The organism is Haloarcula onubensis, assembly GCF_031624605.1.
Classification (GTDB): Archaea; Halobacteriota; Halobacteria; order Halobacteriales; family Haloarculaceae; genus Haloarcula; species Haloarcula onubensis.
This window is the reverse complement of record NZ_JAMQOS010000012.1, coordinates 1-14,075: the sequence shown is the minus strand read 5'-3', so window position 1 is coordinate 14,075 and position 14,075 is coordinate 1. Positions and strand designations below refer to the sequence as shown.

Annotated in this window: 14 protein-coding genes and 1 pseudogene; 7 read left to right on the top strand and 8 right to left on the bottom strand. The window is 59.7% G+C overall.

The genetic code is table 11. The annotated features are described in order from the left end of the window. A partial coding sequence (locus NDI86_RS22050; protein ID WP_310902438.1) for a hypothetical protein occupies positions 1-2,151 on the bottom strand: 2,151 nt, incomplete at its 3' end. A gap of 883 nt (positions 2,152-3,034) precedes the next feature. Between NDI86_RS22050 and NDI86_RS22045 the strand changes: the two genes are divergently transcribed. Next, positions 3,035-3,625, top strand: coding sequence for a site-specific integrase (locus tag NDI86_RS22045; RefSeq protein WP_310902437.1), 591 nt, complete (start codon positions 3,035-3,037; stop codon positions 3,623-3,625). On the opposite strand, the gene NDI86_RS22040 is transcribed toward NDI86_RS22045, so the two are convergent. Next, positions 3,620-3,847 carry a hypothetical protein gene (locus NDI86_RS22040; protein ID WP_310902436.1) on the bottom strand — a complete coding sequence of 76 codons (228 nt, stop codon included), beginning with the start codon at positions 3,845-3,847 and terminating at the stop codon, positions 3,620-3,622. The genes NDI86_RS22045 and NDI86_RS22040 overlap by 6 nt on opposite strands. A 174-nt stretch (positions 3,848-4,021) precedes the next feature. Here NDI86_RS22040 and NDI86_RS22035 point away from each other — a divergent pair, with 174 nt between their 5' ends. After that, positions 4,022-4,510: a hypothetical protein gene (locus NDI86_RS22035; RefSeq protein WP_310902435.1), complete on the top strand. Its 489-nt coding sequence runs from the start codon at positions 4,022-4,024 to the stop codon at positions 4,508-4,510. A gap of 84 nt (positions 4,511-4,594) precedes the next feature. Here the strand turns inward: NDI86_RS22035 and NDI86_RS22030 are convergent, their stop codons facing one another. Continuing rightward, a complete protein-coding gene (locus tag NDI86_RS22030) occupies positions 4,595-4,798 on the bottom strand; it encodes a hypothetical protein (RefSeq protein WP_310902434.1) in 204 nt (67 codons plus the stop codon). Positions 4,799-4,954: 156 nt separating this feature from the next. Between NDI86_RS22030 and NDI86_RS22025 the strand changes: the two genes are divergently transcribed. Beyond that, positions 4,955-5,428 carry a helix-turn-helix transcriptional regulator gene (locus NDI86_RS22025; protein ID WP_310902433.1) on the top strand — a complete coding sequence of 158 codons (474 nt, stop codon included), beginning with the start codon at positions 4,955-4,957 and terminating at the stop codon, positions 5,426-5,428. A 117-nt stretch (positions 5,429-5,545) separates the two neighbouring features. Here NDI86_RS22025 and NDI86_RS22020 read toward each other — a convergent pair whose 3' ends face one another. The 3 genes from NDI86_RS22020 to NDI86_RS22010 form a co-directional block, all read right to left on the bottom strand. Then, entirely contained in the window at positions 5,546-7,681 is a 2,136-nt protein-coding gene (locus NDI86_RS22020) for an AAA family ATPase (protein ID WP_310902432.1), read from the bottom strand. Continuing rightward, entirely contained in the window at positions 7,674-8,207 is a 534-nt protein-coding gene (locus tag NDI86_RS22015; RefSeq protein WP_310902431.1) for a hypothetical protein, read from the bottom strand. The genes NDI86_RS22020 and NDI86_RS22015 overlap by 8 nt, the downstream gene beginning before the upstream one ends. 634 nt (positions 8,208-8,841) lie before the next feature. Continuing rightward, a complete protein-coding gene (locus tag NDI86_RS22010) occupies positions 8,842-9,024 on the bottom strand; it encodes a hypothetical protein (RefSeq protein ID WP_310902430.1) in 183 nt (60 codons plus the stop codon). A gap of 384 nt (positions 9,025-9,408) precedes the next feature. Here NDI86_RS22010 and NDI86_RS22005 point away from each other — a divergent pair, with 384 nt between their 5' ends. The 4 genes from NDI86_RS22005 to NDI86_RS21995 all read left to right on the top strand — a co-directional run bounded on the left by NDI86_RS22005 (position 9,409) and on the right by NDI86_RS21995 (position 11,245). Beyond that, positions 9,409-9,942, top strand: a complete 534-nt coding sequence (locus tag NDI86_RS22005; RefSeq protein WP_310902429.1) for a hypothetical protein — start codon at positions 9,409-9,411, stop codon at positions 9,940-9,942. A 340-nt stretch (positions 9,943-10,282) separates the two neighbouring features. Next, entirely contained in the window at positions 10,283-10,450 is a 168-nt protein-coding gene (locus tag NDI86_RS22300; RefSeq protein ID WP_470303466.1) for a DUF7563 family protein, read from the top strand. Between the two features lie 247 nt (positions 10,451-10,697). Beyond that, entirely contained in the window at positions 10,698-11,027 is a 330-nt protein-coding gene (locus NDI86_RS22000) for a hypothetical protein (RefSeq protein ID WP_310902428.1), read from the top strand. Beyond that, complete coding sequence (locus NDI86_RS21995) at positions 11,024-11,245, top strand: hypothetical protein (protein ID WP_310902427.1); 222 nt, start codon at positions 11,024-11,026, stop codon at positions 11,243-11,245. Before NDI86_RS22000 ends, NDI86_RS21995 begins: the two co-directional genes overlap by 4 nt. A 1,322-nt stretch (positions 11,246-12,567) precedes the next feature. Here NDI86_RS21995 and NDI86_RS21990 read toward each other — a convergent pair. Together NDI86_RS21990 and NDI86_RS21985 are read right to left on the bottom strand one after the other, a co-directional pair. Then, positions 12,568-12,828 (bottom strand): hypothetical protein, encoded by a 261-nt coding sequence (locus NDI86_RS21990; protein WP_310902426.1) that lies wholly within the window; start codon positions 12,826-12,828, stop codon positions 12,568-12,570. 226 nt (positions 12,829-13,054) lie between these two features. After that, positions 13,055-14,075, bottom strand: a pseudogene (locus tag NDI86_RS21985) (hypothetical protein); the annotation flags it as partial.

Genomic DNA, 14,075 nt, shown 5'->3' with positions numbered 1-14,075 from the left:
TTCCTCTTCCTCTTCGGCTGTCTCGCCTGCGTTTTCTGCGTCCTCCTCGGCCTCCTCCTCGACGACATCCTCTCGCTCTTCCTCTTCCTGTCGCGTGCCGGCAGACACGGCCGTCGTCCCGGCCGGAATGATGATTTCGCCGTCGTCCGTGACACGGGTCCCGTCCGGCCCGCTAATCTCTGCACGGTCGTCCTGTAGCGCCTCGCGGGGCACGCCAAGTTCTTCGGGATTGACCGCGACCTCCTCTTCGGGCACCTCGATTTCTCGGCGCTGGCCTTCAGTCGGTGTGGTTAGCTCGCTGTCGTCTTGGTCCCGGTCGATTTCTAGCTCGTCCACAGCAACCGCGCTGCCGATCAGTCCGGCGATACCGGCCGCCGTCCGTGCGGCCTGCCCGCCGCCACTGACGGCCCGCCCAAGTGAGCCGATGCCACGGACAGCGCCCAGCGGGTTCCGCCCCACCGCTGGGGCTGGAGAAGCCGCCGGGCCTTGTTTTGATGCCTCGATGGAGTCCTGGCGTCGGGATTCGGCCACGCGTTCGGCCACAACGTCGTCCGGCCTGTCGCTGGTAAACTGTGCTAAGTCCGTCTCGACAGCGCGCCCGAATTGACTAAGGGGGTTCTGTCGGATTCTGCGGGCCTCAGCGCGCGCCTCGGCATCAGACTGCGCACCCAGTTCGTCGGTGACTCGTAGGGCTTCGACGGCGTCACCTGCCACCTGTCCCGCTTGTGCCGCCTCTCCGGCCGCTCTGGGAACAAGCCCCGGCGCTCGGCTAAACGTCGTCGACGTGAACGGGATTGTGGCTTCGCCGGCGGTGTCGGCCGCCTGTGCGGTCTGTCGGGCCGCCCTTGGGAACAGTCCCGGCGAGTCTCGTAGCGGTGTCGACGTGAACGGGATAGTTACACCTCCGGCCGCCTCGGCTGACTGTGCTGGCACGTCGTTGATGTCCGTGTTTGTAAACGGCGCGTCGACGTTACCAGCCGCCTCGGCCGCCTGTGCGGTCTGTCGGGCCGCCCTTGGGAACAGTCCCGGCGATTGACTAAGTGTCGTCGTGGTGAACGGGATGGTGACGCCTCCGGCCGCCTCGGCCGCCTGTGCGGTCTGTCGGGTCGCCCTTGGGAACAGTCCCGGCGATTGACTAAGTGTCGTCGTGGTGAACGGGATGGTGACATCGCCAGCGGCGTCAGCTGCCTCTCCGGCACGTTCTCGGCTTAGCGTGGCGATGTCGTCGGCAGTCTTGCGCACGCGGTCATTACCGACGATCTGCCCCAGGGGGCTGACGGCCACGCTCGCGGCGAGTGCTCCGACCGCCTGGTCCGTCGGTACTCGCTCTTCGGCCTCGCGGAGGGCGTCAACGGTGCCAGAGACGTACTGATTACGGCCGGCAGCGCCCGCGATGTCCTCAAGACCACTTTGGGTGCCATCCCCGATGTCACCAGCCGATGGGACGCTCACGCCCGCCGTGTCCTCGATCTCTCGGCTAACGTCGATGTCGGGGATTGCCTGGCCCTCTCCGGGGATGTCGGTGCCGGTCAGGCCCTCAAACCGCGACACCGCCCGGTCTATCTCTGTGTCTCGCTCTTTCGTCGACGAGCTCCGGGCTACGTCCTGTGCGGACCTGTTGAACGCTTGGTTAGCTTGGCCATAGGTGATATCAGGCGTCTGCGTTCGGCCGCGAACCGTCCCATCATCGGCCACAAACAGGTCCTCGGCCGACACACCCTCGTTTTGCGCCGCCACTCTCTGTTTGCGCCCCTCGTCCGTGAGTGCTGCGCGAACCTGTCCGTCGCTCTCGGTAAATGTAATATCTTCGCCGCGATCTAACTGCGCTTCAGTGTCGCTCTGCACCTGGCTAAACAGTTGCTCCTCGGTCATGCGACGGCGCTCCTCGGTGAGCTTGTCCTGCCCCGCCGTGGTTAGTTCGGCCGTAACGACCTGCTGGCCGTCGCGCTGCGCTGTCGTTACCTCGATATCGTCTGTGCTAAACGCCTGGCCTTCGCCGCCAGTCTGTTCATTGAGACTACTCAGTGCCTGTGTTTGTACGTCACGCACGGTATCTTCGCGCACGACCGTCCCGTCTACGGTGTCCAGCTCGTCGTAGTTCTGGTTGGTGACTTTCTGACCCTCGCCATACAGTATCTCCTCGCCGGTCATGTCGTCGCGCGGGTCGTCCTCGCTGTATGTGTCGCCGTCGTCACCGTCGCTGTCGGTGTTTAGCCCACTGTCTGTGCTCGTCGTGGGGTCCGTCGCGGCCTGTGGGTCGGTCGTACCATCGCTATCACTCTGTGTAGAGGTAGCGCCTGGGCTGGCGGTCGCACCAGCACCACTCCCGCCGATACGCTCGCTGGGGCTGGGCGTAGAGTTGTTACCGTCATCGTTGCCACTGCCGGAGTTGTCGGATTCGCTCGTATCTCTGGTCCGCTCTTCCTCCGTGCGTGCGGTCCCGTCGCCGTCCGGCCCGCCAGTCACCTCGCCGGTTTCCTCGTCGACGACGTAGCCGCCGCCCTCTTTTACGCTGTCGTAGAGCGGATTACTTGGTCTGACTGGCGTCGTCCCGGCGCTACCGATCCCGTCGTCGCTGCTGCTGTCGGTGTTTAGCCCACTGTCTGTGCTGGTCGTGGGGTCCGTCGCGGCCTGTGGGTCAGTTGTTTCGTCACTGCTGCTGTCGCCGCCGTCTGACCCACTGCTGTCACCATCCGGGTCATTATACGTTGAGTTTGGGTCGTTTTTTGCCCGCTGCACGGCGTCGTACAGTGGGTTACTCTCAGAGATACCGTCATCATCCGCCATTTTGACCACCGCCAAACGTTGCTATCATATATCCTGAAATTCGGCCTAATGCCGCTTAAAAACCCTAACTAATCGGTATAGGCTATTTCGCGCCACCGGCAGGCAGCGGACAGCTTTCTCTCCCATGCGGATACCGGTGTAACGACTTGTTATACAAGCCGTAACAGACACCGCGGATTTACAGCGGAAATCTGGTGTGTGGGCGGTGGTCAGTACCCTTTTAGTTACGGAAACTAAACTAATCGTAATGCGAATAGAAGGCACAAGCGGGAACGAGCACAAAGTCTGGTTGACCGACAGCGAGATCGAGGACCTGCGCCGTGCAACGAACAGCCAGCGAGACGACATCGTAATTCAGTTGGGCGCGTTCGTGGGCCTGCGTGCCTTTGAGATACCACAGGTCCGGCCCGCCGACGTGAACGAAACCGACAGCGGCCAGTATCGGCTTCGAGTCCGGTCTGGGAAAGATACGACCGGGAACGGTGGGAAGCCTCGCGATGCCTACCTGCCAGACAGCGTGGAACGTGACCTGCAGCGCTACCAGAACGAGCACAACATAGCACCGAAAGACCCGTATATTGATTTAGAACAGCCGGGCGTCCGGGCGGTCGTGCGACGGACGGCCGAGCGAGCTGCCGACGCGACAGGCGACAGCGATTTTCGGAAGGTTAGCAGTCACGACTTACGCCGGAGGTTTGCACAGCGGCTGCTCGTCGACGAACAGATGAATCCGCGCGTGGTCATGGCTGTCGGTGGGTGGGATAGTTTCGCAGCGATAGAACCGTACCTGAATGCCCCCAGCGCGGAGGTAATCGACTCTGCGTTTGCTGGTCTATAGCTTCGAGGACGACGTTTCACCGTCTGCCCACTCGAAGCACGCGCCCGCTCCGGTCCCTGAATGGTCGTATGCGCGGCCTGGCACGTCCTCGATGTCGCCCTGGCGTCGGCGTTCGGATAGTTCCGTCACGTCGTCGACGGATTGCCCACAGATCGGGCAGCCGTCGTCGTTTCGGTGTCGCGATTCCACGGTTTCTTTGTCCTGAGTGTCGTTAGTGCTCATTGCTGGTTACTCCAGCACGGTCGAGCGCGGTACCACGCGCCGGCCTTTCTGGCCTGTCCCGTGCTTGCACACACGTCTATGCCGCTGTTACTTAGTAGTTGTTAGTAACATTTACTACATGATAGTAACAGTAAGTAAGATATAGTAATAAGGCGCGAGTGTGACAGCGCCTGTATGGTGACGTACCAATTTGAGATAGACAAAGACGAGTGGGACGAATGGAAAAACACGGTGCCACGGACAAAGGCGCTCGACGAGCGCATTCGCGAGTTAATCCGGGCAGATACCGACGGCCGCGTTTCTGAACCGCGCGAAGTCCCATCTTCCCCGCCCGAACCCCAGGGTAAAGACGTACAGACACCGCCCGAACCGGCCGATACGCGGCCGAACGTGGATTATGACCGTCTCGTCGACGTGGTGCCCGGCAGTGGCGATCTGGCCGAACGTCGGGCAGACGAGATACTGGCGATGTACGATGTCCTTCGCGAGCGCGGCGAAGCTGAGAAAGATGATATGCTGTCCGCCGTCGATGTGGAAGCCACGGAATACGCCAGTCCCGATTCTGTGTGGTCCAATATGGTGAAAGGGCGCGACACACTGCGCGAGCTGCCAGGCGTCTCGAAGCCGTCGACCGGCCGGACCACCTGGCGCTACTCCAACTGAGGGCTACCTTTGGTGTCGGTTCACCGCTAGTCTTGGAAATATTTCCAGAAGTAGTGTCCTCGTTTGACGGCTACCTTTGGCCTTCTACAGTGGTTCGATGCCCTGCGGCGTGTCTTGCACCAGCCCTTCTTTTGTCGCCTTTCTCAGCGCCCCATCGAACTTGTCGGCCGGTATCTGGTCCATGTCCTCGACGAGCTGCAGGACAGTGACCCACTCGGCCGCAAGACCAACACGCTCTGGAAAAAGGTAATCAAACCGGCCTGGGACCACGCGGCCGATGGGGAGCATATCGACAAACCTCACTCGCGGGCGTATCGGTGGGTCGGCCGCTCTGAGTGACGAACCAGTCGCGTTTTCTGACTACGTAACTTGTAGTCCCAAAACTTTGCAACTACACACAGCGTAGTCTTTAACTTGTCCGACTACGTACAGTGTAGTAGTCCAATGGTTGATGTCAGCGAACTCAATGCGTCAGCGGCCGAGACAATTGTCGAGGACAAACAGGCCCAGCTGAAAAGACAGGACAAGATGGCCAATGCGAAGCAGATACTGGCACCGCTGGCCGACGATCTCATATCCGACTGGGAAGAAGTGGGGCTTTCTTCGCGACAAGCCGAAATCGCCGCATACCGTCAACTCGGTTCAACCGACAAGACTATCGCTTTTTTCACGGGACTAAGCCGGAATACGGTAAATGAGCATAACAGGCGCATTCGGGAAAAATACCAGCAGGCTAAGTCGCTGGTAGACCGTGTCGAAAGTACAAAAACGCTGGATAAAGGCTGGCGCTGTCCAAGATGCGGCCATATGACGCGCCGGCAAAACGCAGATATCAGCGTCGATCCCGAATCTGAAAAGGTGAAATCTCACTGCGGCGACTGGGAGTGTGGCTATTGTGACGAACAGTACCTGAAGTGAGCGTATAGGTGGGTCGGCCGCTCTGGGTGACGAATAGGGCCGTCTGCAGTGGTCTCTGTCGGCGCGAACCCTGGGGTTCGACAGTCGGAAAGGGCGTAAGCCGGTTGTTCTGAGTTGTTAACTTGTTCTCAGATGGTCGGTCCTTGGCTCATAGACATCGCCCCGCTCTCTGAGCTTCTGGATTTCGTGTTCCGTTTTCTCTTCGGATATGCCATCATCTTCGGCGCGTTCTATCACGACATCTATCGGCGCGCCGTCGTCGTACTCTTCGGCAGCACTTTCGATGATAGATTGAACGGTCTTGATTCGGTCTTGCTGTGCTTTCGTCGTCCCGCCCGAGGTCGCGGCGTCGTCGAACTCGCCCGTTTCGGGGTCGTATCGTAGCCCGACAACCTCGCGAGTAAGTTCGATTGCGCGGTCGACGTGGTCCATAGTGACGCTGTCGGAGAGATGTAGGCGTGCGATGGCGATGGACAGGCGGATACCGGCTTCGAGAGTCCGTGGCGTGGCCGGGATTGCACTGTCCTCGTCGCCGTCGTTCAGGTTCCGAACTTCGACATAGAACTCTTGCAGGGCGGTCTTTGCCTCTTGGGTGAGTGTCGGGTACACCTCTTGTCGCGCGTGAGCCACCCACGCAGTCAACACGTCGGGTTGCACGGCCGCGTCGACAGTCTCGTCCTCCTCCGCCGTGGGACCGGCCTGGCTGGCTATCTCGGCCCGAGAGAGGTCGTCCCACGCGTCGAGGGCGTGGCCGGCCTTCGCGGCGTCTCGTTCGGTGTCGACAGTGTCCTCTAAAGCAAAAACGAGGTCCATCCGGTCGAACAGCGCCGGGTCAAGGTCGACCTGTTCGGGGATAGGTTCGTATTTGTCGAACCGAGTGTATGTCGGGTTCCCACCGGCCAGTAGGGCACACCGGGTGGGAAGGTCTGCAGAGATACCGGCTTTGTCGGTTTTGACCATCTGGTCGCCTTCCAGCGCGTCGTGAATCGCTTTCGTGCTCTCGTCGATCACGCCGTCAACCTCGTCAATCAGACAGTGTCCACCGTCTGCACGCGGGAGGATGCCGGGCTGTAGTGTCCATTCAGTCGTTCCGGCGAACTCTTCTTGTACGGTTGCGGCCGTAAGCCCCACCTCTGAGAGTCCCGTCCCGGTTCGGAACTCGCTTTTCGGCAGGATATCGGCGATATAGCTCATTAGCGTCGATTTGCCGGTTCCGGGGTCGCCAATGAGACACATGTGTAGGTCGCCGCGCTTTGACTCAGCCCCAGGTGGGTCGAGACGGTAGGCATTGAAGAGCCACGCCGCGCACGCCCGCCTGGCGGTATAGAGGTCGTCCTCTTCGTCGGCGTGTAGGGACGGGGCAAGAGACTCAGCCACCAGGTCGAGCGCGTCGTCCTCGTCGGCCAGCGCCTCAAACTCTTCGCGATGGGCTTCGATATCGACATCTGCCCCGTCGTCAGACTCAAATGCGATAGCCTGTGCATCAATCCAGTATTCGGATTCTGGCGCGGCGTTCCGGCCGGAGAATTGGGATTCATCAACCCGAACCACGCCCACGATAGTTGCCTTCTCTCCGGCGTGGTCGGGCAGCGTCGTATCACCGGGGCCGTAATCGCACAGGTCCCCTTCGACGTACACAGGAACCGACTGGCCGCGCGCCTGTGACCTGGCTTCGATGGGTTCTTCGAGCTTTATTTTTCGCTGGTTGCGGAACTCGCTTTCCGCGTGGTCAAGTTTGAACGGTCCCTGTCGCTCGCACCCCTGGCATTCGTGCGGCTCTTGCACCTCATTACGTGTCTGTGGGATTCGGGTGACGGTCCCGCATCGCTGGCAGATATGGGCCGCCTCTTCGAGACGGGGCGATTTCTGAGTGACCCTGGCTATCTGCCCGGTGAACGCCGCCAGGTTCCCGACATCATCGGGCTGGATTTCAGTTACCTGCCGCCGTCTCAGGGTGTCGTGGTTGTCGGTCAATCTGACATTGACACCTTCTAAGTCGATATCAACAGGCGCGTCGTATAGTTCTAAAGCCTCTTCGGCGTAGCTGCGGAGTTGGCTGGGTTTTGCCTTCCAGTCCTCAAGCAGCGCCGGTTCTTTCCGATAGAGGTCGTGGGCTTCGATGAACAGCGATTGCTGGTCCTTCGGATATTTATTCAGCAATTGGCCAACCTCGTCCCGGTAGTAGTTCCGGTAGAACTCTTGGAAGGTGTCGACGAGCTCGGCGTTCTGGTCGTCGATGGCGATACTACTCATCGGAATCCCCCCAGACATCGGCGACAGCGCCATGTTCGATATTGGCCTCGTCCATCGGCGAGACAAAGGCTGTCGTCGCTATCTTGCGGGACTGGTCAATAGCCCGCTGTTTGATATCCTCGTGGATATCCTCGGGGTCCTTGGCGTGCTCTTTCGCCAGGTCGTTTAGCGTCTCTGGCGTGATTCGTTTCTCCCGCTCGCCAGATTCGGCAGCGTCGAGTATCGAATCAAGAGCGTCCCGGTACGCCTCTTTCCTGTCCCCGATTCCTTCAAGCTGGTCTTGGAGGGCGGCTTTCTCGTCTTTAACCTCTTCAAGTTCTTCCTGCAGGTCTTCGATTTCGTCCCTGATTTGGCTGATACGGTGGTTCTTGTGCTCGATTCGGGTTTCGATGGCGCTCTTTCGTTCCCCACCAAATTCGTTCCACAGGGCACGAGCGACCACGTCCTGATTACTGCGCTGGTCGGCGTCGACGAGACGTTTCAGCGTCGCGTCAATCCGAGCGCCCAGCATCTCTTGGTCGCTCATTGAACCCCTCCTACAGTACGATGTTTACATGTTAACAATTTTGTTAACATGTTAACAGCGGTGTGTGAAGGGGGTTCTAAGGGACTGTTCGTTTGGTTTTCTCTGTTAACACGGCAGTCTCTGTAAACAGGACTGATTCTGTTAACACGGTTCGTCGGTTCCGTCGCGGTCTCTCGCGTAACGTGCATCGTGGTAGTGTCACAGTGTCGATGCACCCGACCGCTCGCGCGGCCAGCTCGTCGGTATGGACCCACCGCTGTCTGGGGAGCGATAGGTTTACGTCGGAGCCTACAGAAGTCAGAAGTGTACCACCACTTCCGTTTCTGTGGGGCGCTTGATTTTTCGTAGTGGCTTCGCTTTTTTGCCTTACCATGTCCATCCGCACCATACGTCAAAAGCGTTCCCCAACGCGCGGGCATCATTGGGAATCACCAACGGGACACTCCGTCGACGTGTCCACCGTGTTTGGTTCACTCACAGCGACTCACCTCACCGGTATCGTAGATCCCGATATTTTCCGCGTGGCGTGAACAGACGTATATCTCATCGCGTGTCTCGATATCGGCGATGAACTCGGCCGGGTCGCCACATCGAATAATCTCACATCGCACGTCCCCAGCTCCCCGCTGGCAAGTCATTCGCCGTCACCCCACTGGTCGAGTGTGGCCGTCTCGTCGTCTTGGCCGTCCTGGTCGTCGTCCTCGCCCTCGCGGTCGTCCTCCTGGCCGTCGCCGTCCTCCTGGCTGTCCTCGATGAGACGCCAGAGCCTCTCTATGTCGTGGCAGGACAGGTCAAACTCGACAGCCAGCTGTGCCATGTTCTGGACAGCGTCGGTGCTGGCGCTATCGGGGGCACGGCCGGACGATGCCGAAAGTTTCCCGGCCAGGCCGCTTTTGGCCCACTGCGATTTTTTCTCGTCTTGGTTGTCGCGCGTTTCCTCCGAATCGTGAGTTGAGGGGTTTGTACTCACTTGGAATCAACTTACGGAGGATTCGCACCGGTTAGGACCGGGTTTGAATAACCCGGAACCCTAACCTTCAGCCGTACATCCTACCGTGCGGCTTCTTTTCAGGGCTATCCTCCGTAGTCGCGTGTATTGTCTATCAGGGTGTAATAGCCCGACCGCAATAAGTTTTTGGCCGGTTAAGCTACCCAAAGATTAGCACCAACTTTTACAGTAGAGCGTCTGTTATGGCTATATGTGCCAAGAAAGAAGGTTGTGCGGGGCGAGCGGGTGGCCGACTGTCTGAAAGACGCAGATCGGCCGTTCGTAACCACCACCGACATTGCGGATTACCTGGGCGTCACGCCAGAAGGGGTACGGAATCGGACAGACGAAATCGAGAGACACGACGAAATCGAGCGGGGGAGCGTCGGTAATTCGACTGTGTTCTGGCTGGCTGACTGGCAGGACCGGCAGCCACAAGCAGCTGGTTCGGGCGGAGGTCCCACCACGACCGGCGGAGAGAGTAAGGGCATCCTAAGCCGTCTCTTCGCCGCCACGCCGTCGTTCGGGTCGCCGGCCGAAGTGTGGGCGCTTACGCTCCTTACAGCTACTCTGGGCCTTGTGCTGGGTGTGTCCTTCGGCCTGATTGTGGCCCAGCCGCCGGTTGGGGTCGCAGCACTGGCCGTGTCGGTGGTCCTTGGCTTCGCTCTTACAGTGACGCTTCCGGTGTCGTTGTATTTCGTGCTCAAACAGACTGCAGGGACTGTGCAAAGTGGTGAGACAGCATGACAGAAAAGACCACAATCACTGTCAGAAAGTCTGACAAACAGGTTTTTGAACAGACGTTAGACGCAATAGCCGAAGAGATCGGGGACCGGCCAACACGGAGCGAGGCGCTACGGGAGCTGTCCGAAGCGTACATCGGTCGGGACTCTCTGGGGCGGTGGCAGGATGAGTAAGCAACAAGCCGAGACCGTGTATGTGGCTTTGACAAACACTCGGCCAACCACCTACCACCTAAATCCGCGCTGTGAAAAGGTTACAAACGGCTCGCTAAAGCCGATACAGCGTCGGCAACTGCCGGACATGGCAACCAGGTGTGTTGATTGTGCGGACGGGATCACACCAGATGATGTCTCGCCGGGGGACAGCAATGCCTGAATGCGGTAACTGCGGGTCGCACGTCACAGAACACTACGCACGTGTGTTCACGCCCGATGGCGTCGACCAGCCCCGCGCCTGTCCGAACTGCGACAAAATGCGGGAAAGAGGCGGTGTGAGGGAGTCGCGGTCATGACGGACCCAATCACCGAGCTGGTCGAGCGGGATACGCCAGTACTCGCCGCGAAACCAACCGGGAACGTCTACCATATCCCGCGCAATACGGGGGAGCCGGTCGAAATGGCCTGTGGCCAATGTTTTCGACGGGTGGGGGTTAGGTCCCTGTCTATCCTCCTACGAACGTCCAACACGCGGCTGTGTGACCGATGTTGGCCGGAGGATGTTGACGGCTACCCTGAGGATGCTCGCTGGGGGCGAGTGCTATGAGCAAACCTGTAGACGTACCACCTGACCTGCTGCCGGAGGGACAACAGACCATCGGCACACAGTTCCGGGCGCGTGCAGCCGGCCGCGTCCGGTGGGGAGAGCCAACTGAGGTGCTCAATACGCCCGACCTGCCCACCATCGACAGAGTGGTCATTTACGACGACAAAGCGGCCGTCCCATACACCGAGAGCGGCGGAGAATACCAAACTGGCTGCGACATATCCGATGTGGCCGAGTATGTCGAGACAGTATATGATGAGGCCAGGGCGACAGACCCGGCTTTTTACGCTGATATCGGCGTCCCGCTACGTGGTGATACGCCATGAGCACGGCCGCCGAAACGCCCGTCGCCGTGCAGCTGACAGTCTTGGTGGGTGTGTCTATCGGCGCGGCACTAATCGCCCACAACCTGCTGGGGTATCTGTCCACCACGTCGGCCGGTCCAAATGCCCTCGCTTGGTGGGTCCCGCTGCTGTCCTTTGGAATGCCTCTATTGGTGGTTGCCGGCGTCCTGGTGTGGCTATACGGAGGGTCGGGACGGTGACGGCAAACACCTACCGCCCACGACTTAGCAGGGACCAGCGGGACAGGCTCATACGGGCAGCCGAACGTCTCACTGGCGGAGATATCCACTCGGCCGGTGACGCCCTCGATGTCGTTCTTGATTACCACGACACTCTATCGGGGACCGCTCAGTGTGAGCAATGCGGCGAACCGATGAACCACACCGCGAAAGGGAAATGGGCCTGCTGGAACTGCGATCACACCACGGATATCTACTCTCTCTTGGGGGCTGAAAATGCCCACAACGCACAGATACCAACTCTCACCCGGCCAGATTAACGGCTTTTGCTGGTACCATCGGCAGTGTGACAGTCTGCTACCGGACTGTATGGTATGTCACGCACCTATCAAGACGTAGGCAAAGGCGCTCGTAGTTGCCAACACCCACGACGACCACCACAGATACCATACATAAACACCACATTGCTAATCGCAAGACAGCGACAGGATAGGACACTCAAGACACAGAGCGTACTGTATGTAACGTATACAACGCGCGACCCATCGACAAACTACAACAACGCGGCACATACCGTGTTATATGTGCGTAGAGCCAAATCAGATTCAACTGGTCGAAGGGGCCGGGGCACACCGGGGAGATCGCCGCTCCGGTCGTCGTCGAGCTGGCCCTGTCGCCGGCACTATCCGCTCGTCAGACTGTGGTATCTCTCTCCGCATACGCACGCGACCCTGTGGGGTCCGTCGCCGTCGACGTGGCCGGCGTCCTCGTGGGCGTAGGTGTCTGTAGGTTGGTTGGCCCGTACAAACCACTGCGGCGACACACGCACGTCTCTCGTCGCTCTCAATGAACCGGCCGGACACACACACACACACCTACCCTGTCCTATCGTACAACGCACGAAAGCCAGTGCTAGCTCTCGCCGTCTTGCCAAACAATCATTTGACTGTTAGGTAAGACAGCGCCGACAAACCAATACGGCAGAATCTGCTACAAAGCAATCCTGCAACCGCCTTCTCCTACTGTCTACCCTTGGGGTCAGGCCGATACAAACGGATGAAAACAGGCCTACGGCCGCCGTCCTCGCGTGGCCGTGGCGACAGTCCTCCGGTATTCCCTGAGTAGGCTCCAGGTCAGGATGCCGCCGATGGCAAACACTGGAACCCAGATACTCAATATCTGAAACCAGAGGTCAGCTCGCGCCGCGCCATTCAGCGTGGCGGTCCCGTCACTGGCGAGTACGTGCAGCGGTGACTCCGGCGCGAAAAGCTCGACACTCATACGATGGATAACAGCAGAGATGATTATTATGACCCCACAAACGGTAAAATCGAAAACCCGACTCATCGTAGCACCTCACGTTGAAAAATAGCGAGTACGACGATGCCGATGAAGCTAATCAGCAAGAATGCCAAGGGGAGCCAGTCGATGCCGTCCTGAATCCAGACGGTCGCTTGATTGGCGCTGCTGTTGTTCGTCGCGTTCTTGGCACCGGGCAGGATGCGGCCGGTAGTCTCCCAGACGATCCAGACGATAGGCGCGGCTGCTATCAAGGAGAGAATAAAGCGAGCCAGCCCGATAGACTGTGCTCGTGTGTCCATCATCCTACCAGCCGCTGTCGCTCTTTGCACTCTGAGCACTCGACTATTCCGCACGCCCAGTAGGCGCGACCGCTACAGTCGGGACAGTCGATGATAGCACACTCCCTCAAGAGCGTCTTGCCATCCTCCTGACACTCGTACCAAGCAGTCTTGTCGAACTCTTGTGGCGGGTCCCGCTGTAGCCGTCGCGTCTCGTCGACCTGCCCATCTACGGCCAGCGCCCACCCCGTCACAGCCCCAACCCTCCAAGGTCCGGGCCGTCATCGTCACTGAATCCCGGCAGACTGGCGCTGTCGCCGCTGCTATCGCCGGGGTCGGTTTCCAGCCGCTCGCCAGTAAGCGGATTCTGGAAGTCTGTGAGGATCGGAGAGGCGTCACCGAATAGCCCATCGTCGCGGTCGTCGTCGCCACCGCCGAGGTCCGGGCGGGGCAGTCGTCGACGCTTCCGGCGGTTCTGCGCGCGCCCGTATCCGTACTCATTAGCCGGAGTATTCGGATTCGTCGTCTGGCTCTCTGTGGGCTGTTCGTTAGGCTGCTCGAACAACTGCGGCTGCTCAAACAGGCTCTGTAGCGCGCTCTGTGGGGCCTGTGCGTTTGCTGGCCCGACATCCTGGGGCTGTCCGATATCCAGCAGGTCGCCCACGTCCTGCGCTGGCGACTGCCCCGGCTGCTGGCTTTCGTCCTCGCGGCCACCGACAAACGGCTGTTGCCCCTGCCGTGGCTGCTGTGTCTCTATCTCGCGAGGCTGTTGGTCCTCGCGGCCGGACAGTCCGGGCACAGTTGGTCCCGCGCCACTACCACCAGTCAGACCGGGATACGGGCCTGTCCCGGTCAAACCGCCGAGTAGACTGTCTGACCCACTGGCGGCCTGCCCTCCTTCCCGGAACCGTTCGTCGAACCCTTCATCAGACTGTGTCTCTTCGGGTTCGGCGTCGTTCTCGACTTGCCGCTGGCGCGGGATTTCAAACGGCAGTTCGGGTTCCTCGGCCTCTTCCTGTGCGGGTTCCTCTTCGGCCGTCTCTTCCGGTTCGGCCGTCAGATCGTCCTCCTCGGCTTCGGTGCCATCCTCCCCGATAGTCTGCTCCTCGTCGGGTAGCAGTTCCTCGGGCACGTTCACCTGCACTTCCTCTTCCTCTTCGGCTGTCTCGCCTGCGTTTTCTGCGTCCTCCTCGGCCTCCTCCTCGACGACATCCTCTCGCTCTTCCTCTTCCTGTCGCGTGCCGGCAGACACGGCCGTCGTCCCGGCCGGA

Bases quoted from the DNA above. Each gene is read 5' to 3' on its own strand.
- NDI86_RS22045 (WP_310902437.1), top strand. From the start codon at position 3,035: ATGCGAATAGAAGGCACAAGCGGGAACGAGCACAAAGTCTGGTTGACC.
- NDI86_RS22040 (WP_310902436.1), bottom strand. From the start codon at position 3,847: ATGAGCACTAACGACACTCAGGACAAAGAAACCGTGGAATCGCGACAC.
- NDI86_RS22035 (WP_310902435.1), top strand. From the start codon at position 4,022: ATGGTGACGTACCAATTTGAGATAGACAAAGACGAGTGGGACGAATGG.
- NDI86_RS22030 (WP_310902434.1), bottom strand. From the start codon at position 4,798: ATGCTCCCCATCGGCCGCGTGGTCCCAGGCCGGTTTGATTACCTTTTT.
- NDI86_RS22025 (WP_310902433.1), top strand. From the start codon at position 4,955: ATGGTTGATGTCAGCGAACTCAATGCGTCAGCGGCCGAGACAATTGTC.
- NDI86_RS22020 (WP_310902432.1), bottom strand. From the start codon at position 7,681: ATGAGTAGTATCGCCATCGACGACCAGAACGCCGAGCTCGTCGACACC.
- NDI86_RS22015 (WP_310902431.1), bottom strand. From the start codon at position 8,207: ATGAGCGACCAAGAGATGCTGGGCGCTCGGATTGACGCGACGCTGAAA.
- NDI86_RS22010 (WP_310902430.1), bottom strand. From the start codon at position 9,024: ATGGCACAGCTGGCTGTCGAGTTTGACCTGTCCTGCCACGACATAGAG.
- NDI86_RS22300 (WP_470303466.1), top strand. From the start codon at position 10,283: ATGATGTCTCGCCGGGGGACAGCAATGCCTGAATGCGGTAACTGCGGG.
- NDI86_RS22000 (WP_310902428.1), top strand. From the start codon at position 10,698: ATGAGCAAACCTGTAGACGTACCACCTGACCTGCTGCCGGAGGGACAA.
- NDI86_RS21995 (WP_310902427.1), top strand. From the start codon at position 11,024: ATGAGCACGGCCGCCGAAACGCCCGTCGCCGTGCAGCTGACAGTCTTG.
- NDI86_RS21990 (WP_310902426.1), bottom strand. From the start codon at position 12,828: ATGATGGACACACGAGCACAGTCTATCGGGCTGGCTCGCTTTATTCTC.